Origin of the sequence: Shewanella sp. Sh95, assembly GCF_001308045.1 — a bacterium.
Lineage (GTDB): Bacteria > Pseudomonadota > Gammaproteobacteria > Enterobacterales > Shewanellaceae > Shewanella > Shewanella xiamenensis.
Genome location: NZ_LGYY01000215.1, coordinates 43,949 through 66,478, shown reverse-complemented (window position 1 = coordinate 66,478; position 22,530 = coordinate 43,949). Strand labels below are relative to the sequence as shown.

Sequence of the window (22,530 nt, the reverse complement as noted above, 5' to 3'; positions counted from 1 at the left end):
AATCACGCTTGCAGGAACATACGGGAACTGCTTGGCATGGTATGGCATTTTATGGGAACCGTTTCCCCATTTCCTGGCAGTGGGCATGGCACGGCGAAAATGTAGCAGTATTCGGATCAGCTATTTAGGCAATACATTAAACTAAGGTATTGATAATACAATTTCGTCCGCTTCGTTTGGCTTCATACAAGTTTTTATCCGCTAATAATAAACACTCTTGAAACTGATGACATTCGGTTGAAAATGCCAAACCACCACTCAATGTGACTTTAAATTCGGCGCCTTCTTCAACAAACACAATATGGCTAAAGCTTTCGCGAATGGCATTAATTTTGGCAATCGCCAGCGGTGCGGGCATGTCAGGTATGACCAGCATAAACTCCTCACCGCCATAACGCCCCATAAAATCCGCAGGGCGTAGGGACTGTTGTAACAGGTGCGAAAAAGCTAATAGAACCTTATCACCACCTGAATGGCCATAAGTATCATTCACTTGCTTAAAGTGATCTAGATCCAGCATCGCGATACATACGCAAGAGTTTGCTCGTTTGGCTAAGCTGAAACTATGACGAGCCGCAACAAGGATTTGAGTATGATTCAATAAGCCCGTTAAACTGTCACGGCTGGCAGAACTGCGTATATCATGGCCACGTTGCGCGCGGGAAATCACTTGGGTAACAAAGAGGCTGGGGGCCGTTTGTTTAGAGATAAGATCATCGGATCCCGCCTGAATAATGCTGACTTTATTTTGCATGGTGTCATCTGAGCTCAACACTAAAATAGGGCTTGAAGTATATTTATCGAGCTGACGGATCATTCTTGCCAGTTCTAAGCCATTTACCTCCGGCATATAGAGATCAAAGATAAATAAATCCGGTTCAAATTGCTCCAGGGTTGGCATGACGTGCTCGGGTTTGGTCATGCCTCTAACCATTAACCCATGGCTACGTAATAAGCTCGAAAAATAATCCACCATCGATTGCTGATCATCCACTAACAGCACTTTAAGGGGAGGCTTATCGGACATTTTGAGCCATTGATGAATTTTACGAACCAACAATGTTGTTTCGGCCGGTTTAACAAAATACTCGCTGACATTGGCACGAATCGCTAATAAACGCATATCAAAATCGCCACGAGAAGATAATACAAATACCCGAGTATTATTTTTCTCAAATTCGGTGGCGGCTTCGAATAGTGCCTCTTCGGTATAATCGGGCAAGATAAGATCTAATAAAATTAAATCGAATGGACTTGAGTATTGCACCTTGAGAAAGTCGGTAAAATTTAAGAAATGTTGCACATTAAAACCAAACTCGTGTAGTTGTTTTGTGATCATTAAGCCCACATTACTGTCATCTTCGATGATGGCAATACAGTATTCATGGCGAGACTTTGAGGGTTTATAGGGGCTTTGTTGCATTTGCGCCTCAACCACGGGGGCCGCAGGCTGACAATGCTGATTATTTTGCAGTAACTGGTGGAAAAGTGTATCTAGGCCTTTGATCACATTTAGCGTTGGTGCTGGGGTATCGAGAAGATGTTTCAATTGAAGCTCAAGCTTATCGACTAGATCTTTGGTCTCGATTAAGCCAAAGGTTTCACAGGAACCTTTTAAATTATGCACTTCGCGATAAACGGCTGACAGCATATGTCCTTGCCAGTTTTTCCGTAGTGAGATCCATAACGTAATGATTTGTTTCTTTTTATCAGGCAAAGCATGTAAGTACTGACGTTTGAGTTGTTCTAAGGATTCTTCAAGACTCATAAAACCATCACCATGATAAGGATTTACAGAATAAACTGGTGCACCGGTGCTGCGTATGCAATACCCCTTAAGGATTAATTAACCCAATTCATTTAGTTGTGTTTTGTTGGGTACCTTATGAGTGTAAACCAAGGGAGAAAAAATGCGGCAGAAATACAGTATTAATAACATTTAAACCTTAAAGCTACCTATTTTTAGCTGAAGTGATACTTTGATAGCGCTTAGTGGAAATAACCTATGCAATTAGAAAATAATAAGTAAGATCAATTAATTTATAAGCGTTAGCAATGGTAACAGGAGTGATTTCAACGTGAAGGGATGCGTAAAGAATATCAGGCACAACGCCAAGTTTTGTATATTGTTGGCTGTAACGGCCAGTGTCGTTGGTATTTATCCATTCTCGCTAAAAGCATTAGAGAAACAAGATTCTGAAGCCATCTGTATCCTTATCCAAAGTGAGATGCAAGATTGGCATCCAACCACGCCGCGTTATCAGGAGCTCAAAGCAAGATTCGATGAGCGTTGTCAGCAACCTGTAGCCAATGGCATAAAATCCCTAACTAACCAGCCTAAAACGCAATTCACTGCTCGCCATGATACGCCGGAGCAGAAATCCAATGTGATCCCTACCGAGATAACACCTAAACATACGCCCACTCCAAGCGCGATCTCACCTATTTCCTCAATACTCGAGGCGCTATCTATTCTTGTGAGTATCCCAGTCTTTATGATTGTGTTGACTGTCGCCATATGGTTATTTCGTCCATCGCTAAGACGATACCGAGCCGAAAGGTTAGGCCAACAGGGTGAAAAGCGAGTCGCTAACTTACTCAAGCAAGGACTAAAAGATGAGGACTACCGACTTTATCGTAATCTAATTTTACCCATGGATGAGTTGAGTGAAGGCACACCCTCTTTGACAGAGGTTGATTTAGTCTTATTGACTCATTTTGGTGTTTTTGTTCTTGAAGTTAAAAATTACTCTGGCTGGATATTTGGGGGAGAGAAGCAAGCGCAGTGGACGCAGAAAATTTTTACTAAACAAACTCGCTTTAAAAATCCGCTCCATCAAAATTATAAACATTGTTTAGCGGTTGCCCATTGCTTAGGGTTAGTCGAGGGGCTCCATTCTGTAGTCGTTTTTAGTGATGAGGTGAGCTTTAAAACCCCATTGCCTAAAAATGTGGTAAATGAGTCGGGACTTTTGAGTTTTATCGCTCAATATAAAGTACAAACGAGTGAAACTTCTCAAAACACACATCTAGAATTTTCTCGCGCTGCAGAACGGCTCGATATCGCCAAGCAGCAGTCGAACTCTGATGCTAAGTCATTGCACTTAAATCAGTTTAAGCATCGTCGTGTTGAACCAACCATCTCAAGTTGATATTAGAGTTAGTATTCTCGCTAAGGTGATAATGAATGGATTATTGCGCTATCTTTAAGAACACCATTAACCCATAAACAATTGGAAGGATAGGGATATGTCGGATAACACAGGTACAGTGAGATTACATCGGGTGTTGCGTGCACCAGCGGCGTTAGTCTACAAAGCATTTACCGATAAAGCGGCGTTAGAACGTTGGTTACCACCTTATGGCTTTGTCGGGACAATTCATGAGTTTGAGTTGGCTGTCGGTGCAGGGTATTCCATGAGTTTTACCCAATTTGCGACCGGGTACAGTCATTCTTTTAAGGTGACTTATACCGAGCTAATCCCTAATAAACTTATCCGCCATAGTGACCAATTTGATGATACTAATCTACCCGGGGTGATGCAGGTGACAATTGAACTTGCCGAGGTAGCCTGTGGTACCCGCTTGCAGATAGTACAGGAGGGCATTCCTGCGATTATTCCTGAGGAGATGTGTTACTTAGGCTGGCAAGAATCACTACTGCAACTTGCGGCTTTGGTGGAAGCTAAGACGGAATGAGGTCGTCAGTCACTGGGTGATATAAAAAGGGTGATATAAAAAAGACGCTTATCTCGAGTAGAGTGAAGCGTCTTTTTTATTGGGTAATTTTATTGGCAATGGATAAAGCCTTTTAAAAAGGCTTATTACCTAGTACCCGCAGGGCTACGCACTGGCAAGGTTTGCCAGATACTCATCAAACGTCCCTTGAAAGTTAACCAATTTTCTATCACGAATATCAATAATGCGAGTCGCTAACGAAGAAACAAATTCGCGGTCATGACTGACAAAAATCAGCGTGCCTTCAAAATCTTTGAGGGCATTATTGAGCGCTTCAATTGCTTCCATATCCATATGGTTAGTCGGTTCGTCCATAATGATGACGTTGATATCTTGCATCATTAACTTACCGAAAATTAAACGGTTTTTCTCTCCGCCGGAGCAGTTTTTAGCCTTTTTATTGGCATCATCTTCGGTAAACAGCAAACGACCTAACATGGCGCGTACCATCAAATCGTTATGTTTGGGTTGGCGCCATTGGTCCATCCATTCAATAATAGTCAAGTCATTATCGAAATCGCTGGTACTATCCTGTGGGCAATAGCCGATAGCGGCATTTTCGGACCACTTAATCGTGCCTTCATTATGGATTAATTCATTGACTAAACAGCGTAATAGGGTGGTTTTACCCACACCGTTCTCGCCAATAATTGCCAGTTTTGCGCCAGCTTCGAGAATTAAATCACCGCCTTCGAATAAGTTTTCGCCATCAAAACCATGGCCAAGATTTTCCAGCACTAAGGCTTGACGATGCATTTTCTTGCCAGCAGCGAAACGAATCGATGGGGTAATTCGGCTGGAGGATTTCACTTCATCCAGTTTAATTTTGTCCATGCGTTTGGCGCGCGAGCTGGCTTGTTTTGCCTTAGAAGCGTTGGCCCCAAAGCGGTTAACAAAGTCCTGTAATTCTTCAATCTCGGCGCTCTTTTTGGCGTTGCCAGCTAAGAGTTGTTCACGCAACAATGCCGATTGCGCTAAAAAGTAGTCATAGTTGCCGGGATAAATACGCAGTTCGCCGTAATCGATATCCGCCATATGGGTACACACAGCATTTAAAAAATGTCGATCGTGGGAGATGATGATCATGGTACATTTGCGTTTATTCAGCTCAGTTTCAAGCCAACTAATGGTATGAATATCTAAGTTGTTGGTCGGTTCGTCGAGTAGCAAGATATCAGGGTTAGCAAACAGCGCTTGGGCTAATAACACCCGCAGTTTCCAACCAGGCGCAACCTGAGACATAGGACCGTAGTGGAAAGACTCTTCGATACCGGCTTCAATGAGGATTTCGCCCGCGCGGCTCTCGGCGCTGTAACCGTCCATCTCGGCAAACTCACTCTCCAAGTCGCCCACGCGCATGCCATCTTCTTCGCTCATATCTGGCTTGGCGTAAATGGCGTCACGCTCTTGCTTGATTTTCCACAGTTGGGTATCACCCATGATCACCGCATCGATAACCGTGTATTGCTCAAAGGCGAATTGATCTTGGCTTAGGGTGCCGACTTTTAGCCCTGGGGTGATGGACACGTTACCCGATGTCGGGGCGAGGGCGCCACTTAAGATCTTCATAAAAGTCGATTTGCCGCAGCCGTTAGCGCCAATCAAACCATAACGGTTGCCGTTGCCAAATTTTGCCGAGATATTTTCAAATAATGGCTCAGGGCCGAATTGCATGGTGATATTTGCGGTAGAGATCAAGGGGATGTCCTAGGAGTTACGTCTTAATAAAAGGCTTAAACCGGCTGCGTTGCTGACAAACGCCGTTGCAACAATCATGCTGATGTCAGCAAAGTCTTGGCCAAGATAATTTGGCCGCGCAGTATAGCGATTTCACGCACAATATGCGAGTTACAAACAAATCCTTAAAGATAATAAACTTGCCGATGAAGCCCGTTTAATAAACACGCTGTGTCTCTTGGCTCCGCGCGGGAAGAGCATCTACGTAAGCGCCTTTATCCTTGAGTGGTGCCTGTGATTAGCACTACCCATCTAAACCTTGGAGTGGTTAATTACTGCTTATTTCCACTATGGGTTCGCCTCGTTTACCCCCTAACGCGGGGTTTTGCTCACCAATCGCACAGGTTGTTTTGAATTAATATTCATTAATGCGCATATAATTTAGCTAAATTCCCGAGATTAGTCTTTATTTATGCAAATTTCAGAATAAAAACTGCTTAGGGTTTCAATGCCTTCCTCACTGTTATGTCCCCTTAATTCGATAATTAGTCTCGTTAGTTGGCATGAGTTGCCGCCGTTGTCTGCTTATCGAAATACTGGTGTTAGCGATTGCGCCTTTATTTTCTTCGAGGCCGATATTTAACTGAATGGTAATAAAACATTGCAATTCTATGTTTGATTTCTGTATCTATTTGTATCGTCAGTAATATAGCTTGTTCGAATAGATATTACCGCATGGATCACTAGACACTTTTTCCCATGACACACTGTAATAGTGCCATGGTCTTATTTAAAAGATGACACTTATACTGCTATTACCGTAGCAAAAATATGGTTATATGGCTAAATCTATAAAGGTATAAGTGATGCAAGAAGAGAAAATCACTGGTCTCTATTTTGTGGAAGAACAGCAACGTATCTGGATTATCTATACCCTAAGGTATCCAGAACCAATAGATGATGTTGACCTTGAGACATATATGGAGCTGCTTGAGAAAATAAAAAAGACTGATGGAACACGCTATGATTTGTACACCTATCTCCTATCAAAGCAAAACAAGTGCACAGACATTCTCCAATTTCTTAAAACACACACGCACTGAAAATCAACTTTCACAGGAGGATTTATGTTGTTTACTCAGGGAAAAAAGTTGTTTATTTGATGCTTTAGATGCGATTACGATTAGCCGTTGGGAGCGAGGAGTCAATATCCCATCACTAGCAAAACAGGCAGAAATTGTAGAAATTTTTGGTTCAGAATTATTTGATATTTATCGGCAGGATAAAAGTTTTGTTAGTGAAGGACTCGCCTCGATTAATTTATTTGATTCGAGTGTCGAACGTAGCGAACATCCTTATTATCGTAATAAACCTTATCGTGTCGAATTTATTGATAACCATCATGATAACTTTTTGACCTTACTACAGTTGAGCCTAGTGTATGAGAGTAACCCCCGGCTTTGTTTGAATAATTGTCAATTATCGCAACCCTTTTTTTTGGGATTATCGCTCGTTGTTGCATTTAGTTTTGGTGAGCAGATTGTTGGGCATTGTTTGTTTTGCCGTACGCACGCTAAGGTTGCGCTCGAGTTTATGAATGATGAAGTGGATTTGTTTGAGGTCATTAGCCATAACAGTGAGTCTAGCCCTGATACCTTAATGGTGTTTTCTTCTTTTGGTGTCACACCTCATATTGAAAACTATATGATGTCTGTCTACCTGAATGAAATGGCTTTATGTCGTTCGATAAAGTACTTAAGTTTCAGCATCTGTGATGAATCCTTAAAAAGGAAGCTTTCCCAATTCAAGTTACCTATTTTTAAAATTAGAACCTTAGAAAACAATCATAGAACTATAAAGAATTATTCCTTTTTCGCCAGTAGAACCGAAGTAATGGCTAATCGAAATTTGCTGAAATTATCGGTTATTCCTTCGGCTAAGTCTCAGACAATCGATCCTATTTTCTTTATGCAGCTAGAGACCAATATATGAATATACTCATTATTGATGATCAAAAATTTATCCGAGAAACGCTCAAAGCGGATATCAATAAATGTTTAGCCGAAAATGAAATTAATATTTATGAAGCCAGTAATGGCAATCAAGGGATTAATTTAATTATGGGGTTAAATGTATCACTCGATCTCATCATTATCGATTTGAAGATGGATCAGGGCGATGGTATTGCTGTCATCAATATGTTAGCGACAGAGCCTCTGTGGATGTCGATTCCGATTGCCGTGATCAGTTCTTCCGATAAACGAACTCTTGAATTGGTAGACTGTATTATTCATACACTCAGGTTAAACCTATTGGGTGTGTTTGCAAAGCCTGTCAATGCCAGTGATATATTAATGCCATTGCTTACGACCGACACCGAAGATGTGCCTGAGTCAACTACGCATCGTCATCGAGGTCACCGACATGCAAATATCAACGTTCAACAGTTACTTAAGGATGAACAGTTGATCCTCTGTTACCAGCCAAAGATTAATTTAAAAACCCAAGAAATTACTGGTTTTGAGGTGTTGTCTCGTTTATGTGATCGCCACCATGGTTATATTTATCCCGATGTATTTTTGCCTTTAATCAATCAACAGGGATTAAACAGTATTTTTTCGCGGATGGTGATTTCTCAGGCGTTGCAGTGTTGGCTACGCCAGCCTCTACTCACCCCATTTTCATTATCAATCAATATTACGGCAGATGATCTCACCTGTGAGGAGTTAATTGAATACATTATCGAGTCTAGTCGTGCTCATACGGGGATTCACTTAATTTTAGAGTTAACTGAATCACAGGAAATCATTAATCAAGATCGAGTTCTTAATTCGATTGCCCGGCTCATTATTAATAATATTGATATTTCACTGGATGATTTTGGTAAAAGCTATTCGACCTATGATCGTCTTGATGCTATTCCTTTTAAAGAAATAAAAATTGATAAAAGTTTTGTCTCCGATATGGATATCAATCATCAACATTATTTAATTGTTGAGTCGACCATTGCCCTAGCGCAAAAGATGCACGTAAAAGTGGTTGCCGAAGGCGTAGAAACTGCCGCTATTGCCGCTATTTTGACAGCCTTAGGTTGTGATGTGGCACAGGGATATTTGTATAGTCCACCCATTGAAGGTCGTTACCTTATTAACTGGATAGGCCATTATCAAAGTGAGTGTTTAATACATGAATAATCATGGGCTTGAACACCAAGTGAAGCAAGCGCTGTCTGTTTTTTTGGCGCAATATCAACAGCCGCAGCAACAAGTGTTAAGGCGAGCTTTACTCATAGAGCTTGAACGCATGAGTCTGCAACTTATGTCACTCAACGCTGAAGAATGTTTTTCTGACCTTAGGCATGAGTTTTTGGGGATGACGAGTTATCTCGCCTTGGATGAGACGTTGTGTGTTTCAAATTTGGCTTCGGTATCGGCTTTTAACACCCAGATCCAATTTTTGTTAAATGCCGTAAAGGAGCAAGATAATGGGGAGTAAATATACTTCAAGCATGTACTTGCTTACCGGGTTATTTATTACGCTGATTATTATTTGCTTAACGCTTGCCCATTCAATTAATGAATTTAAAGCGGTTTACCAAAAAAAAGCTCAGGCTGTATTTTCATCATCCCAAGATATGTTTTTACAACACCGTATTATGTTAGACGCATTGCGATCGTTTTTTAATGCTTCCGCTGCGGTGACCACAAAAGAATTTGAAGTATTTGCTAAGGATTTGTTGAAGATCAAATCTGCCGTTGCCTTCACATTAACCCCTGAACTCGAACTGGCGTATATTTCTGATCCATCCATCTTACCAGAACTTAAACCATTAACATTAAGTATGATGGACAACGGGAGTTTACACGCCAGGCTAATCAATTATACCCTTTTGACCGTTAAGATTGATGAACCTCAGATGCCTTATTTGATTTATGCCATTTCCCAAAAAAGGATTTTGACGCGTATCGATCAAGAGCAAGATGTATGCATTACGTATCAGTTCGAGCATTCAATTTTACGAAGCGCTTACTGTGATATCCCTGCTGCAACGGGGATTTGGCGCTTATTTGCCTATTCAGATCGTCAGTTTATTACATTGAACGAATATCAGACCCGTTTCAATTTACAGGTTTATTATCAGGTACCTCGAGCGGAAGTGATTGAGCTTTTCGTTGGCTTTGTTTCCTAAAAGCACAAATAACTACAGAGTGCTTCCTGAGCGCCAGTATGGTGCTTAAAACCCTTGTTTCATCGTCAGTCGTTTATCTGTAATCAGAATATTATTTTGATTTAAACCCGAAAAACATTGGATTTCACTATTAGGAAACAAAGCCCTTTTCGTTATAATCCTATCGATTGCGCTTCTTGGGCTAGCATTTTCGCTACTATGGTTTTTTAAAGCGAAACATCAACAGCTTATTGAACGCATCGAATGTGAAAATCGTTCGAAATTAGCGGTAATGGCCAGTATTAATCATGAGATCCGTACGCCAATAAATGCGTTGCTTGGTTATAGCCGGATGCTCAAGAAAGCTCTTTCAATACCATCCGAGCGAGCGCAGCAGGGCACATCAAAACAGGAGCTAAGCCATATTGTCGATAAAATGATCTGGTCAGCAAATTTGCTTTATTCGGTTGCTGAAAACACATTAAATTACAGTAAGGCTGAAGTTGGAAAACTCACATTAGATCAGCATGCGATTAACCTCAGAGAATATGTTGGTCGCATTCAGGAATACTATCAAGCTTTCAATACTACTTCGGGTAAAACCCTCACGGTGTCGGTGAGTGATACGTTACCTGACTTGCTTAAGCTTGATGGCACTAAGCTATTCCAACTTGTCACCAATATTATTAATAATGCTTTTAAATACAGTACTGGTGAGCAGGTACACTGTTATATGGATTTACATCCTTCATTTAATCAAGCTTCAGCTTCGCCTATGTTGAGGGTGTTGATCCGTGATTTTGGTGAAGGTATGCCTCTGCAGGCAAAGCGGGCGTTAGATAGTCCCTTTATTTATCAATCACTGTCTAGCTCCTATGGTATTTCGGGAGTAGGGCTTGGGCTTTATACCTGTAAGCGATTATTGGAGCAGATTGGCGGTAAATTACGGATACGCAGTCAGCAAGGACGAGGAACCACGGTATTAATGCACTTTCCGTGTCAGTTTTATCACCAGAAGCAGGAGCCAATACACCGTTATACCCAGCAACCATTACTATTAGTGGACGATAATCTGTTTAATCTTGAGATTTGCCGTGGAGCGCTCGAGTCCCATTTTGCCCAAATCCACTGTACAGATCAGGCTGAATCGGCGTTAAGGCTATTTAAAACGCTGCGGCCACCATTGGTGATTGTCGATTATCGGTTAAAGGAGACTGACGGATTAGTGTTAATCCAACAAATGCGCCAGCTTATCATTGAGATGGATGATAGTACTTGGGGATGCCAGTATTTTCTGCTCTCAGCCAATGATAGTGATGAGATCCCAGCACTTAGGCGATTCCCCGATGTGGTCTTTATCCAAAAGCCCTTTAGTTTAGAAGTGTTTTTGAGCAAATTAGCGGCAATTACGCCAGTATAGGATGGTTACTGGAACACTATAAATGCATTCGGCTTTCACATAGAATGGCCTTTATACATACTTAACCGACGATTCTAACGGATTGTGCTAATCCATCAGCAATACCACCGTCATGGCCCCGATTATCGCTTTGGGGAGCAAATGACTTTTCTCGACGTGAAACAAACCTTTGGCTTTAGTCATGTGCGCGTAGGGCGTTGGGTTACGCGGGAAGAATCCTTAATTGCCGCTAATTTAGTGTTTGATTCGCTGGCAGACCTTGCCTTTATCCTGCATTTACCGCCCTTAACCTTAGGGCTAAGGCAAACCTTAAGTCTTGCCTTTGGTCATGGCGGGCAAAAGGGGGTGCAGGCCCATTATGCTCCCGCGGGTAGAGAGCTGGCATTGGCAAAAAATGCCGGCGCTGGCGCCTTGGCCCATGAGTTTTGGCATGCGTTTGACCATTATGTGGCGCCGAAGGCGTTTTCGCGAACCACGGGACGTTTTAAGTGCGCCAGTGATCTCTGGCTTGCGGATCTGCCGCTCATTGATCATCCGTTAAATCATCGTTTAGCAGAAATTTTTCGAGTGACATTACTCTCTGAGGACAATCTAGCGCCGAGCGATTATGTACGCCGTGCAATAGCATTAGATAAGCGTTATGGTGCGCAGTATTTTGCTAAACCCACCGAAATGATGGCTCGGGCCTTTGAAGCGTGTATCGAATCCTATCAAGGGATCCAAAATCCGTATTTGGTGTCTGGCACACGTTACTCTGCGCAGGCAAAGGAAGGAGCTTATCCCGATGAATCACATAGACAACGTATCTTTAATGCCTTGATAGCCTACTTTGAGCCATTAGGCATAGCGTTAGGGAAAGTAGGATAAGCGATCAGTGTTAATCGGCGAGTTGCTGCTGGCAGTAGGCAAGTTGGTGGCGAATGGCATCGAGCCATTGTGAGGCGCGGTAATCCATTAAATACCAAGGGCTGAGCTGTGTTTCGGGCTGATGATTAAAAAACAGCGACTCACATGCGATGAGTTTAGCTTTATCCGCACACTGCAACCAAATAGCGCTTGGTGTATGTGCTAACTCGGCTAAATGCTGCCGAACTCCTTGCTTGGTATCCTCATTTACACACTCAATAAGGCGATATTGTCTCAATAAATCCAGTTTGATAAAGGGATCTTCACTTTCACTGATAAAGTTTACTTGGTGTGTTGCCTCCGTTGTTTGCTCCCAAGGTTTCAGCGTAAATTCAGCCCAGTCTAAGCGGTCACAGAGTAGGGCTTTAGCGATTCTTCTTTCCCCTAACCAGTTATGAACCATACAGGGGAGATGGATCGTCTCGGGCAGTTCAACACTGCGCCGTAAGCTGGGCAGTAGCGACATGCGCTGAACTTGTAGTTGTTGTGCCAAGGTCATCATAAGAACGATCGCCGTTAAGCCCGATGATGGCCAGCAACCGAGAGTTGCAGTGAGATCGGTGGCGACTTGGGTTAATGCTTTCGCCAGTTGCACACCTTGGGGATGACCTTGTACTTCAAAAGCATATTGCGATTCGGCAAAGCCACCATTGGCAATCGTAACCACATGACCATGGGGCGTGAAATGCTGCGGACATTGCGTACCATTAAAAATAAAGGTGAGACCTTTCGCGGCAGGTTGCCATTCCCCTGACGCATTGCCAATGATGGTGGCTTGCTCAAGCTTGAGTTGCTCGGCAAGTGCTTTGAGGGAAATCCTAGGTTGCGGCTTAGCCAATTGACGGTGCATATGCGTATGTGGCTGAGGCGCATCGGCTAAGGGGTGTGAATAGGGCATACTCGCAAGGACTCTCTAAAGCAAAGAGGGCTAGTGTACTGGATCTTCTGTGCTGACTAAAGAATTATTGCCGACAAGCTATCGGTAAAATAATTAATAAAATTTTATAATAACAGTACGTTACACTGTTTTGTTTATCAGTATCACTTATTCACTAATCATCATAAATACAGGTATCTCAGCAAGAAACCTATACCAATTGATCCAGTGTTTCATCTAGACGCGCCTTCGACAGGCTAGGGATATATGTCGATTTGAATCGGTGGTAATCAGCAGCATGCTATAAACATTTTCATTTAAACCTATCTCGCTTCATCCATCCTGAGCGCTGCTTGAGTTGAATATCCAGAGGCTGGCTGTCCCAAAATGTGTGACTCATCTTGTAAATATAGTAGATTACCCATATACCGTATTGATAATAATTCGTATTAACTTTACACTAACAGGATTTTAAAAGAGGTAGGAACAACTCCCCATGGCGAAAATAAGTAATCGCTTCTGGTTTATGTTACACGGCTGGGTATCATTGCCCATCTGGATTTTATTCAGTTTCATCTGCTTAACGGGCACGGTTGCAGTACTTAGTCATGAACTGACTTGGCTGACTAACCCCGCAGCCCGTGCGACCAATCCGAATGAGCTACCCGCGAAACCCGTTGATGAATTAATGCTGGTGGTGGAAAAGGCCTATCCAAATGCACAAGTCATGGGAGCGATGACCTTTGAGCCTTATATAGTCAATGCCATTACTTTTACCGATGCCGATAAGCCTTATGCCATCGCCTATGTGAATCAATATACGGGTGAGATCCAGCAGATCAACGAAGGCATCACTTTTATCGGCTTTATGCGTTCATTACATGGTTGGCTGTTGTTTCCTTGGCAGGGCGGTTATAGCTTGGGGTATTACCTAGTGTGCTCTATGGCACTCTTGATGCTTGCCTCATTAGTGACAGGGCTCATTGTGTACAAACGCTTTTGGCGCAGCTTTTTTTCGCCTAAATTACGTCTAACGCAAGGAAAGAAGACCTTATTGTCTGATCTGCATAAGTTATCGGGTGTTTGGTCGATTTGGTTTATCGCGATTATGAGCCTCACTGGGCTTTGGTATTTAGTCCAAGCTATCTTCTGGCATGCGGATATTGATATCGAGCCCCATGCACCATTGATTGCTGCCGAGCAAGTGCCGCTAGTAGAAGCTGGCGATCTAAAAGTGCCAAGCGCCAATGTCTCTTTTACTGAGGCCTTAAGTTTAGCCAAGCAGCGTTTCCCCGATTTTCAACCAAGCTATGTGATGCTGCCTGAACATCAACGGGATATGTACCATTTAAGCGGCAGTGGCGATCATATTTTTTACGATCAATATTCCTATAATCTCAGCATTAACCCATGGACTGGCGAAATTGCCAGTGCTACCTCGCCAGAAACCATGACAGGCATGCAAACCTTAATGCATATTGCCGATCCGCTGCATTACGGCACCTTAGGTGGCATTTGGACTAAATTGATTTGGTTCTGCTTTGGGCTGGTACTTTCTGGGATGTCGATCACTGGTTTTATGATGTGGGGATTGCGCCATGTTCGTGCCTTTAAACAGGCCGAAACTAAAGACTTAGCTGCAGATATGATAGGGGAGGCTCGCTAATGGCATCATCGGTATTTTGGTTAAAGCATAAATACAAGCTCAGTGGCTTGATTTTGATTTTACCCTTAGTGTTCCTCTATCAGTCGCTTAGCCCGAGTTTTCCACCTGCTTGGCCGAGTCAGCAACTGGGGGAGTTTAAGATTGCGCCTATGCCGTTAGATTTAAAGTCGCCCTATAAACACCACGATGATTACGTTAAAGATTTTATGTTGATCTTTGAGCAGGGAGATGTGGCCCATATTCGTCAAGCTTATGCCAATATCGGCCCAGTGGCACTGCCATTAGAAGCCCTACAAAAAGGTGAAAATGGGGTGTTACATGGCAGCAAACATGGCCAGCATGTGCATGCGATTACGGGCGCTAAGTTAGCGGCAACGGACAGCTTGTGGGTGTCGATTCAAAATTGGCAGGGTGAATGGTTGGTTAGCCAATGGCCCGTACCCGAGGCGGTGTTAGTTCAGTAATACCGTTCGCAAATTGTTTGCAGTAAAGTAGCCCTCAGGTGCAAACTGTGCCTGAGGGTTATTTTTTATCGGATAGGCTGACTGCAAAGGATTGGATATGGAATTTACGAATGCAGAACTTGCGCTAATCACTGCCGCGAAACAAAAAGTGCAAATGGCGCAGCGGGTGCGAGTTGGGGTTATTATTTTACTTATCTTAGGCACGCTTACGCTGCTGGCAGGATTTTGGAGTCACCCGTACGCGATTTATATTGCCTTTGCGCTGGTGGTCTTTGCGGTCGCGCTACCTCAGTTTGGCCAAGGACCCAAATATGAAGAATTGCTCGCCCTATTGCAGCAAAAAGCCGCTCAGCAAAACGATTAATCTGCACTACAAGGCTAATATCAATAGGGCTAATAACAATGTTAAAGACAGCGCTAATAACAAAAGGGCTTTCAGCAAGATCGAAAGCCCTTGTTACTTGTTCATTACGTTAGTTAAAGCGCTGAACGACAGTCTTGTGGCGCCTTTATTCTTCGGGATAGACCTTGTCCTTAAACTCGCAAAGATCCTCAATTATGCAGCTACCACAACGGGGTTTGCGCGCCAGACAGGTATAGCGGCCATGCAGAATAAACCAGTGGTGCACATCGACTTTAAATTCGGCGGGAACAACTTTTAACATGCGCTCCTCGACTTCGACCACGTTTTTACCGGGGGCGAATTTAGTGCGGTTTGCCATGCGAAAGATATGGGTATCGACGGCGATGGTCGGCCAGCCAAAGGCGGTATTAAGCACCACGTTAGCGGTTTTACGGCCGACACCAGGAAGCGACTCTAGCGCCTCTCTGTCCTCAGGGACTTCGCCATTGTATTTTTCAATCAAGATCTCACAGGCTTTAATCACATTGATGGCCTTGTTGTTATACAGGCCAATTGTCTTGATATATTCCTTTAATCCATCCACGCCTAAGGCATAAATACTGTGGGCGGTATTGGCGACTGGAAACAGTTTATCGGTCGCCTTATTTACGCTCACATCGGTTGCCTGTGCCGATAAAGTCACCGCCACCAGTAATTCAAAGGGACTGGAGAAATTCAGCTCGGTTTCGGGTTTGGGATTGTTTTCACGAAGGCGGGTGAGGATTTGGATGCGTTTTTCTTGATTCATAGTGATCCTTGTAAGCAGTGGGTTTAACGCTAAACCCACTACTTAAGCTGTTATCTCAATAAGGGCTTAACTCACTTTGGTGATCCGTGCCCGAGTTACACTGGGTTGTACAGCCGCTTCGGGTTGACGCTCTTTAAGCTTTTTATCGATAACGTTTTTCAGGGCGATAAGTAGGCCCATCACAATAAAGGCGCCTGGCGGTAACATCGCCAGCAGGAAGGGGGTATCGACTTGCCATACCTGAATCGTTAAGACTTTTGCCCATGGGCCGAGCAGTTGGTCGGCGCCATCAAACAGGGTGCCTTGGCCGAGAATTTCGCGCGTGGCGCCAAGAACCGCTAAGACTAAGGTAAAGCCAAGCCCCATCATCAGTCCATCGAACGCAGCGCTAAAGGCATTATTACGGGAGGCAAACGCTTCGGCGCGGCCAATGATAATGCAGTTGGTCACAATCAGCGGCAAGAAGATCCCTAAGGACAAATACAGGCCATAGGCGTAGGCGTTGATCAATAGTTGCACCGCCGTCACCAGCGCCGCAATGATCATCACAAACACGGGGATACGGATTTCCTTAGGCACATAGTCACGTACCAACGAGACTAAAATGTTGGAGCCTATCAGCACCAACATAGTGGCGACCCCAAGCCCGAGGGCGTTAGTGAGGGTGGCCGTTACGGCTAACAGTGGGCACAGGCCCAGTAATTGCACTAAGCCAGGGTTGTTTTTCCACAGTCCTTGCCAGGCAATTTCGCGATAATTAGTCATGGTTGGCCTCACAATTCAGAGGTTGGCTGAAAATCTCTGCTTGATGCTGAGTAAAGTACCATACGGCGCGTTTAACCGCTTTCACATAGGCGCGTGGTGTGATTGTCGCGCCGGTAAATTGGTCGAAATCACCGCCGTCTTTTTGCACTTGCCATTGCTTATCATCTTCTGATTTAAGCACTTTACCGACGAATTGCGTCACCCAGTCGGATTTACGTAAATCGATTTTATCCCCAAGGCCTGGGGTTTCTTGGTGGGCAAGTGTGCGCACGCCTAATACTTCACCTTGGGTATTGATGCCCACAATCAGCTTAATATTGCCGTTGTAACCATCGGGGGCAATGGCTTCTAGGGCGATAGCAACGGGTTTACCAGCAGCGGTGGCGATATAGGCGGGCATGGCATCTTCGGTGCCGAGCGCCTCTTTATCCTGCAACAGGGTGCATTGCGCGGTCAGCTCATTGTCATGGAGCTCATCAGGGATCAGCTGATGCAGTACGCGCATCAATTCCTGCTGCTCTTGCTGCTTAATTTTGTCTAAGGTCTGTTGATTGACCACTGCGACTAAGCCTGTGCAGAGCAGGGCAAACAGGGCAAGTAACAGACCATTTTTAATCATTGGATTATTCACTTTTATTCCTCAAGAATCTTTGTTCAAGCATGCTTGATTCTTTTGCCACAGGCCTAGGGCGCTGAATGGCCATAGGTGCGCGGACGCACATAGTAGTCAATAAATGGCGCGCACAGGTTTGCGAGCAGCACGGCAAAGGCGAAGGCATCGGGGTAGCCACCTTGGGTACGAATGACATAGACCAAGACGCCAATTAATGCGCCGAAAATTAAACGGCCGCGCGGACTGGTCGCCGCGGTGACAGGATCGGTTGCAATAAAGAAGGCAGCGAGCATGGTTGCGCCCGAGAATAAATGGAACAGTGGGCTTGCCTGAGTATCGGGCGACAGTAAAAAGCCAATGCTCGATGCCACAAATAATCCCGCCAATACGCCGGTGCTGATATGCCAACGGATGGCTTTTAATTTGAGTAGCACTAAACCGCCAGCAAGATAAGCCAAATTGACCCAAAACCAACCAACGCCGGTGCCGCCATCGAAAATGCTTTTAGCCATACTCTCAGTGGTGGTGAGCCCTAAGGACAGATCGGTTTTGAGGGTATCGAGCGGTGTCGCCATACTGATCCCATCGATACCGAGGCGGAATTGCTCCATGCCACCATGGGCGCCCACATTGAAGATCAATTGCAAACTATCGATCACACTTGGGGTATTGAGCGCAACCGTACTTGGCGCAATCCAACTGGTCATCTGCACAGGGAAGGAAACCAGCAGTAACACATAGGCGGCCATCGCGGGGTTGAACAGGTTATGGCCTAGGCCACCGTAGAGGTGTTTGACGATAACAATCGCAAACACTGTGCCCATAACGATCATCCACCAAGGTGCCAGCGGCGGGATTGCAACCCCGATTAAGATCGCCGTCAGCATAGCGCTGTTATCGCTTAAGCTCGCTTTGATGCTGCGGTTACGCAGTTTCATCACCGCGGCTTCACAGCTTAGGGCAACGATAATTGCCAGTAACACTTGAATAAGTGTGCCCCAGCCGAAAAAAGCGCATTGCACCACAAGGCCGGGTAACAAGCATAAAATGACCCTTTGCATAACCGTTGATGTATGCAAGTTACGGGTAACATGGGGTGATGAGGCTATTTTAAACGCCATTGTGATCCCTTTTATCTAATCTTGAGTCACTGATTTTTAAGCTAATCATTTTTAAAGCACTGAGGTTAAAACCCGCAGTGCTATTCATTTGCGTCGCTGATCGCATTCGCTTCTCTGGCCGCTTTTTTGGCTTTCGCGCGGGCAACCGCAGCTGCGACTTTGGCTTTCTTCTCATCTTCGGGACTGAGCGGCGCACTTGGTTCAGCGACTGAGCTTGATTCATTGTCTGATTGAGAGTCTGATTCAGAGTCTGGTTTAGCGTCTGGTTCAGAACCTGACTTAACGTCTGATTCAGGCTTTGTGTCTGATTCTAACTTGGGCTGAACTTCGACAACCTCACTCGAATCCGCTCGTTGTGCGGCGGCCTTTTTGGCTTTCGCGCGGGCAACGGCAGCAGCGATCTTGGCCTTTTTCTCATCTTCAGGACTGAGTGGCGCACTTGGTTCAGCGACTGAGCTTGATTCATTTCCTGATTCAGAGTCTGATTGAGAGTCTGGTTCAGAGCCTGACTCAACGTCTGATTCCGGCTTAGCCTCTGCTGCTAGCTTGGGCTGAACGTCGGCAACATCACTCGATTCAGCCTGCTGTGCGGCGGCTTTTTTTGCTTTTGCGCGGGCAACGGCAGCTGCGACTTTGGCTTTCTTCTCATCTTCGGGACTGAGTGGCGCGCTAGGAATAGAGCCTGACTCTGATTCTGGCTGAGCGTCTGCAAATAGCTTGGGCTGCTCGTCAACAACCTCAGTCGATTCAGCCTGCTGCATGGCGGCCTTTTTGGCTTTCGCACGGGCAACAGCTGCAGCGACCTTGGCTTTTTTGTCATCCGCTTCTGCGTTAGCCGTTGTTTCTGTTGCTGACTTATCTGTGTTGCCAGTCGCGGCGTCAGTGTCGTCATTGGCATCCGAATTGGCCTTCAACGCCGCTTTTTTCGCTTTGGCGCGAGCGATGGCAGCGGCGACTTTATCTTTTTGCGATAGTGTCTCAGTCTGCTCAGTTGGCTCGTTTTGCTCAGAAGATACTGTTTGTTCAGAAGAGACTGATTGCTTAGATGATTCGGCATCATCTGCCCCTTGAGCAGCAGCGGCGGCTTTCTTGGCTTTAGCGCGGGCAATCGCGGCGGCTACGGCTGCTTTACCCTTAGGTGCCTCAGTGCTGTTTGCATCAGCATTCACGACTTCGACCGGCGTTTTATCGGCTGTGGTTTCTGCCGCAGCTGCCTTTTTGGCCGCGATCCGCGCCATGGCTTCGGCGACGGCATTTTTATCCGTTGAGGTCATGGTCGCTTGACGACGCGCAGCGGCTTCCTTAGCCTTGGCTTCGCGGGCGAGCTTTTCTTCCTCAAGGCGTTGAATACGCGCCTCGAAACGCAGTTTGGCGCGCTCGGCTTGATGTTTCTCATCGGCGGCTTGTTTTAGTGCCGATTTAGCGATGCGGTAGTATTCCACCAGTGGAATATCACTGGGGCACACATAACTACAGCAACCGCATTCGATGCAATCTTTAAGGTTGTAGCTGGCCGCCTTGTCATATTCTTCGGCTTTTGCATGCCAAAAAAGTTGTTGTGGTAGCAAGAGTGCAGGGCAGGCGTTGGCACATTCGCCGCAGCGGATACAGGCCTTTTCCTCTGGAGTGGTTCCAATTTCTTGACTGCTGGGCACCAAAATACAGTTTGTGCCTTTTAAAATCGGCACTTGGATGGTGGGTAACGCATGGCCCATCATAGGACCGCCAATTATCACTTTTTGATCGGCTTCGGCGTTAAACTCAGTATGCTTGAGCACATGTTCAACGGGCGTGCCTATGGGTAACCAATAGTTGCCGGGCTTACCGACATTTTGCCCGGTAACGGTAACCACTCGTTCAATCAACGGTTTACCTTGGGTCACGGCTTGGTGAATCGCAAACGCGGTTCCCACGTTATGCACGACAATCCCAAGCTTAGCGGGAATGGAGCCAGAGGGCACTTCACGCCCCGAGATGATCTGAATAAGCTGCTTTTCACCACCAGAAGGATACTTGGTTGGTATCGCCGTCACCCGCGTGCTGCCCGCAGGGAGCGTGGATTGACTCACTGCCTGTTGCATGGCTTTGATGGCTTCGGGTTTGTTGTCTTCGATAGCAATCACAATACGCTTGGGCGCGAGGAGACGATGGATAATCCCAATACCCGCCAGAATGTCTTGGCTGTATTCGCGCATTAAACGATCGTCTGCGCTGATATAAGGCTCACATTCCACGCCGTTGATAATCACTAATTCGATTTCACTGACGGGATTAAGCTTGATATGGCTTGGGAAAGCGGCGCCACCCATACCGGCAATGCCTGCTCCATGGATTTTGGCAATCATCTCATGATTGCTAAGCTCAATTGAGCCTGGCGTTAACTCGCACCAGCGGTCTTCGCCATCGGCGGCGATCACGCAGGTATTGACCGGCAAGGCTGAGGCGTGATTACTGGCTCTTGGCTCAATGGCAACGACAGTGCCAGAGGTTGGCGCATGCACGGGCAAATGCCAAATCGAGGTGCCTTGGGTTAATGGCGCGCCTTTTAATACTTTGTCACCCACTTTGACTGCAAGGGTGCAGTTTTCGCCCACCTGTGGCACAGGTACAAGGTATTCCTGCGCTAATGGCAGTTGGCTAATCGGTGTAGTGTTGGAGAGGAATTTGACTTCAGGCGGATGAATGCCACCGGGTGAGCGCCAAAGGGTTCCTTTATCTAATTGATCTAATAAAGTCAGCACCGCTTATCCTCTCTTTTCTTCGTGCGGGGTCTCTTGGATAAGAGTCACGGGAATGGCATTTAAGCGCCAGTTCCAGTTTTTCAGATTTTGGCCCACAGGGATCATATCGATACAGTCAACGGGGCAGGGCTCGACACAGAGATCGCAACCTGTGCAGTCTGCCGTGAGCACGGTATGCATGAGTTTGCCCGCGCCAATAATGGCATCGACAGGACAGGCCTGAATACATTTAGTGCAGCCAATACATTCATCTTCGCGAATGTAGGCGACTTTTTTGACTTGGGATTGGGCCTCTGCATTGAGTGGCTCTGGTTCTACACCCATTAAGCTGGCGAGCTTTTCCATGGTCGCGGTGCCGCCAGGCGGGCACTTGTTGACTTTATCGCCATTGGCAATCGCTTCAGCGTAGGGGCGGCAGCCGGGATAACCACATTGACCGCATTGGGTTTGTGGCAGAATCGCTTCGAGTTCATCGACGATGGGATTACCTTCAACCTTAAATTTTAAGGCGGCAAATCCGAGTAATACCCCAAAGAACAATGCCAATAGGGTTAATAAAATAACGGCAATTAACATGGTGGACATCTATTTAACCAATCCTGTGAATCCCATAAAGGCTAAGGACATCAGCCCTGCGGTGATCATGGCAATCGCGCCACCTTTGAAAGGCATAGGCACGTCGGCCGCAGCTAAACGTTCACGCATCGCGGAAAACAGAATTAACACTAAGGAAAAACCGACAGCAGCACCAAAACCATAGATAGCAGATTGAATAAAATCGTGTTTTTCGTTCACGTTTAACAGGGCAACCCCGAGTACGGCGCAGTTAGTGGTGATGAGCGGCAGATAGATACCGAGGGCGCGGTGTAAAGCCGCACTGGTTTTTTGCACCACCATCTCAGTAAATTGCACCACCACGGCAATCACCAGAATAAAGCTCATGGTACGCAGGTAACCTAAGTCAAAGGGCAATAACAGATATTGGTTGACGAGGTAACTGAGGATTGACGCTAAGGTCAACACAAAGGTCGTGGCCATAGACATGCCGATAGCGGACTCCAACTTGCTGGAGACCCCCATAAATGGACATAAACCTAAGAATTTCACTAAAACGAAATTGTTAACCAGCACTGTGCTGATCAACAACAGGAGATATTCACTCATCTGAATACTTGTCTAAACGGATCTTGGCCGTATTATCGACTTTTCCGTTTGCATAAACA

The 22,530-nt window shown here is 45.4% G+C and carries 21 protein-coding genes; 11 read left to right on the top strand and 10 right to left on the bottom strand.

What is annotated here, in order from left to right; translation table 11 throughout:
• Window positions 1-136: 136 nt before the first annotated feature.
• The gene (locus tag AEA42_RS16120) at window positions 137-1,768 is read right to left on the bottom strand and encodes a diguanylate cyclase (RefSeq protein WP_037429090.1); all 1,632 of its coding nucleotides are present in this window, start codon (window positions 1,766-1,768) and stop codon (window positions 137-139) included.
• Window positions 1,769-2,078: 310 nt separating this feature from the next.
• Here AEA42_RS16120 and AEA42_RS16115 point away from each other — a divergent pair, with 310 nt between their 5' ends.
• Window positions 2,079-3,152, top strand: a complete 1,074-nt coding sequence (locus AEA42_RS16115) for a nuclease-related domain-containing protein (RefSeq protein WP_156312357.1) — start codon at window positions 2,079-2,081, stop codon at window positions 3,150-3,152.
• A 97-nt stretch (window positions 3,153-3,249) separates the two neighbouring features.
• The gene (locus tag AEA42_RS16110) at window positions 3,250-3,699 is read left to right on the top strand and encodes an SRPBCC family protein (RefSeq protein ID WP_037429088.1); all 450 of its coding nucleotides are present in this window, start codon (window positions 3,250-3,252) and stop codon (window positions 3,697-3,699) included.
• A gap of 144 nt (window positions 3,700-3,843) precedes the next feature.
• Here AEA42_RS16110 and AEA42_RS16105 read toward each other — a convergent pair whose 3' ends face one another.
• Window positions 3,844-5,436 carry an ABC-F family ATPase gene (locus AEA42_RS16105; protein WP_047537566.1) on the bottom strand — a complete coding sequence of 531 codons (1,593 nt, stop codon included), beginning with the start codon at window positions 5,434-5,436 and terminating at the stop codon, window positions 3,844-3,846.
• 1,002 nt (window positions 5,437-6,438) lie between these two features.
• Between AEA42_RS16105 and AEA42_RS16100 the strand changes: the two genes are divergently transcribed.
• From AEA42_RS16100 to AEA42_RS16075, 6 genes are all read left to right on the top strand, one after another.
• Window positions 6,439-7,407: a helix-turn-helix domain-containing protein gene (locus tag AEA42_RS16100; RefSeq protein ID WP_037429087.1), complete on the top strand. Its 969-nt coding sequence runs from the start codon at window positions 6,439-6,441 to the stop codon at window positions 7,405-7,407.
• Window positions 7,404-8,609 carry an EAL domain-containing response regulator gene (locus AEA42_RS16095; RefSeq protein WP_037429086.1) on the top strand — a complete coding sequence of 402 codons (1,206 nt, stop codon included), beginning with the start codon at window positions 7,404-7,406 and terminating at the stop codon, window positions 8,607-8,609. The genes AEA42_RS16100 and AEA42_RS16095 overlap by 4 nt, the downstream gene beginning before the upstream one ends.
• On the top strand, window positions 8,602-8,910 hold the full coding sequence (locus tag AEA42_RS16090) for a hypothetical protein (RefSeq protein ID WP_055648259.1): 309 nt from the start codon (window positions 8,602-8,604) through the stop codon (window positions 8,908-8,910). Before AEA42_RS16095 ends, AEA42_RS16090 begins: the two co-directional genes overlap by 8 nt.
• Window positions 8,900-9,604: a hypothetical protein gene (locus tag AEA42_RS16085; RefSeq protein WP_055648258.1), complete on the top strand. Its 705-nt coding sequence runs from the start codon at window positions 8,900-8,902 to the stop codon at window positions 9,602-9,604. The genes AEA42_RS16090 and AEA42_RS16085 overlap by 11 nt, the downstream gene beginning before the upstream one ends.
• Window positions 9,605-9,875: 271 nt before the next feature.
• Window positions 9,876-11,003, top strand: coding sequence for an ATP-binding protein (locus tag AEA42_RS16080; protein WP_231640406.1), 1,128 nt, complete (start codon window positions 9,876-9,878; stop codon window positions 11,001-11,003).
• A gap of 84 nt (window positions 11,004-11,087) precedes the next feature.
• Entirely contained in the window at window positions 11,088-11,870 is a 783-nt protein-coding gene (locus AEA42_RS16075) for a CLCA_X family protein (protein WP_055648257.1), read from the top strand.
• 10 nt (window positions 11,871-11,880) lie between these two features.
• Here AEA42_RS16075 and AEA42_RS16070 read toward each other — a convergent pair whose 3' ends face one another.
• The gene (locus tag AEA42_RS16070; protein WP_055648256.1) at window positions 11,881-12,807 is read right to left on the bottom strand and encodes a hypothetical protein; all 927 of its coding nucleotides are present in this window, start codon (window positions 12,805-12,807) and stop codon (window positions 11,881-11,883) included.
• Window positions 12,808-13,282: 475 nt separating this feature from the next.
• Here AEA42_RS16070 and AEA42_RS16065 point away from each other — a divergent pair, with 475 nt between their 5' ends.
• The 3 genes from AEA42_RS16065 to AEA42_RS16055 all read left to right on the top strand — a co-directional run bounded on the left by AEA42_RS16065 (window position 13,283) and on the right by AEA42_RS16055 (window position 15,280).
• Entirely contained in the window at window positions 13,283-14,452 is a 1,170-nt protein-coding gene (locus tag AEA42_RS16065) for a PepSY-associated TM helix domain-containing protein (protein ID WP_055648255.1), read from the top strand.
• Window positions 14,452-14,916, top strand: a complete 465-nt coding sequence (locus AEA42_RS16060; RefSeq protein ID WP_037429078.1) for a hypothetical protein — start codon at window positions 14,452-14,454, stop codon at window positions 14,914-14,916. Before AEA42_RS16065 ends, AEA42_RS16060 begins: the two co-directional genes overlap by 1 nt.
• 97 nt (window positions 14,917-15,013) lie before the next feature.
• On the top strand, window positions 15,014-15,280 hold the full coding sequence (locus AEA42_RS16055) for a hypothetical protein (protein WP_055648254.1): 267 nt from the start codon (window positions 15,014-15,016) through the stop codon (window positions 15,278-15,280).
• A 145-nt stretch (window positions 15,281-15,425) separates the two neighbouring features.
• On the opposite strand, the gene nth is transcribed toward AEA42_RS16055, so the two are convergent.
• The 7 genes from nth to rsxA form a co-directional block, all read right to left on the bottom strand.
• Window positions 15,426-16,067, bottom strand: coding sequence for an endonuclease III (gene nth, locus AEA42_RS16050; RefSeq protein ID WP_055648253.1), 642 nt, complete (start codon window positions 16,065-16,067; stop codon window positions 15,426-15,428).
• A 66-nt stretch (window positions 16,068-16,133) separates the two neighbouring features.
• Window positions 16,134-16,832: an electron transport complex subunit E gene (locus AEA42_RS16045; protein WP_055648252.1), complete on the bottom strand. Its 699-nt coding sequence runs from the start codon at window positions 16,830-16,832 to the stop codon at window positions 16,134-16,136.
• Window positions 16,825-17,463, bottom strand: coding sequence for an electron transport complex subunit RsxG (gene rsxG / locus AEA42_RS16040; RefSeq protein WP_083757899.1), 639 nt, complete (start codon window positions 17,461-17,463; stop codon window positions 16,825-16,827). Before rsxG ends, AEA42_RS16045 begins: the two co-directional genes overlap by 8 nt.
• Before the next feature lie 53 nt (window positions 17,464-17,516).
• A complete protein-coding gene (rsxD, locus tag AEA42_RS16035) occupies window positions 17,517-18,566 on the bottom strand; it encodes an electron transport complex subunit RsxD (RefSeq protein ID WP_011622830.1) in 1,050 nt (349 codons plus the stop codon).
• An 80-nt stretch (window positions 18,567-18,646) separates the two neighbouring features.
• On the bottom strand, window positions 18,647-21,307 hold the full coding sequence (gene rsxC / locus AEA42_RS16030) for an electron transport complex subunit RsxC (protein ID WP_055648251.1): 2,661 nt from the start codon (window positions 21,305-21,307) through the stop codon (window positions 18,647-18,649).
• Between the two features lie 3 nt (window positions 21,308-21,310).
• Window positions 21,311-21,892: an electron transport complex subunit RsxB gene (gene rsxB / locus AEA42_RS16025; RefSeq protein ID WP_011626120.1), complete on the bottom strand. Its 582-nt coding sequence runs from the start codon at window positions 21,890-21,892 to the stop codon at window positions 21,311-21,313.
• On the bottom strand, window positions 21,893-22,471 hold the full coding sequence (rsxA, locus tag AEA42_RS16020; protein WP_011622827.1) for an electron transport complex subunit RsxA: 579 nt from the start codon (window positions 22,469-22,471) through the stop codon (window positions 21,893-21,895). It lies immediately after the preceding gene.
• Between the last annotated feature and the right edge of the window lie 59 nt (window positions 22,472-22,530).

What these genes read in the sequence shown, in the direction of transcription:
- AEA42_RS16120 (WP_037429090.1), bottom strand. Translation starts at nt 1,768, where the DNA reads ATGAGTCTTGAAGAATCCTTAGAACAACTCAAACGTCAGTACTTACAT.
- AEA42_RS16110 (WP_037429088.1), top strand. Translation starts at nt 3,250, where the DNA reads ATGTCGGATAACACAGGTACAGTGAGATTACATCGGGTGTTGCGTGCA.
- AEA42_RS16100 (WP_037429087.1), top strand. Translation starts at nt 6,439, where the DNA reads ATGATTTGTACACCTATCTCCTATCAAAGCAAAACAAGTGCACAGACA.
- AEA42_RS16095 (WP_037429086.1), top strand. Translation starts at nt 7,404, where the DNA reads ATGAATATACTCATTATTGATGATCAAAAATTTATCCGAGAAACGCTC.
- AEA42_RS16090 (WP_055648259.1), top strand. Translation starts at nt 8,602, where the DNA reads ATGAATAATCATGGGCTTGAACACCAAGTGAAGCAAGCGCTGTCTGTT.
- AEA42_RS16085 (WP_055648258.1), top strand. Translation starts at nt 8,900, where the DNA reads ATGGGGAGTAAATATACTTCAAGCATGTACTTGCTTACCGGGTTATTT.
- AEA42_RS16080 (WP_231640406.1), top strand. Translation starts at nt 9,876, where the DNA reads ATGGCCAGTATTAATCATGAGATCCGTACGCCAATAAATGCGTTGCTT.
- AEA42_RS16070 (WP_055648256.1), bottom strand. Translation starts at nt 12,807, where the DNA reads ATGCCCTATTCACACCCCTTAGCCGATGCGCCTCAGCCACATACGCAT.
- AEA42_RS16065 (WP_055648255.1), top strand. Translation starts at nt 13,283, where the DNA reads ATGGCGAAAATAAGTAATCGCTTCTGGTTTATGTTACACGGCTGGGTA.
- AEA42_RS16060 (WP_037429078.1), top strand. Translation starts at nt 14,452, where the DNA reads ATGGCATCATCGGTATTTTGGTTAAAGCATAAATACAAGCTCAGTGGC.
- AEA42_RS16055 (WP_055648254.1), top strand. Translation starts at nt 15,014, where the DNA reads ATGGAATTTACGAATGCAGAACTTGCGCTAATCACTGCCGCGAAACAA.
- nth (WP_055648253.1), bottom strand. Translation starts at nt 16,067, where the DNA reads ATGAATCAAGAAAAACGCATCCAAATCCTCACCCGCCTTCGTGAAAAC.
- AEA42_RS16045 (WP_055648252.1), bottom strand. Translation starts at nt 16,832, where the DNA reads ATGACTAATTATCGCGAAATTGCCTGGCAAGGACTGTGGAAAAACAAC.
- rsxD (WP_011622830.1), bottom strand. Translation starts at nt 18,566, where the DNA reads ATGGCGTTTAAAATAGCCTCATCACCCCATGTTACCCGTAACTTGCAT.
- rsxB (WP_011626120.1), bottom strand. Translation starts at nt 21,892, where the DNA reads ATGTCCACCATGTTAATTGCCGTTATTTTATTAACCCTATTGGCATTG.
- rsxA (WP_011622827.1), bottom strand. Translation starts at nt 22,471, where the DNA reads ATGAGTGAATATCTCCTGTTGTTGATCAGCACAGTGCTGGTTAACAAT.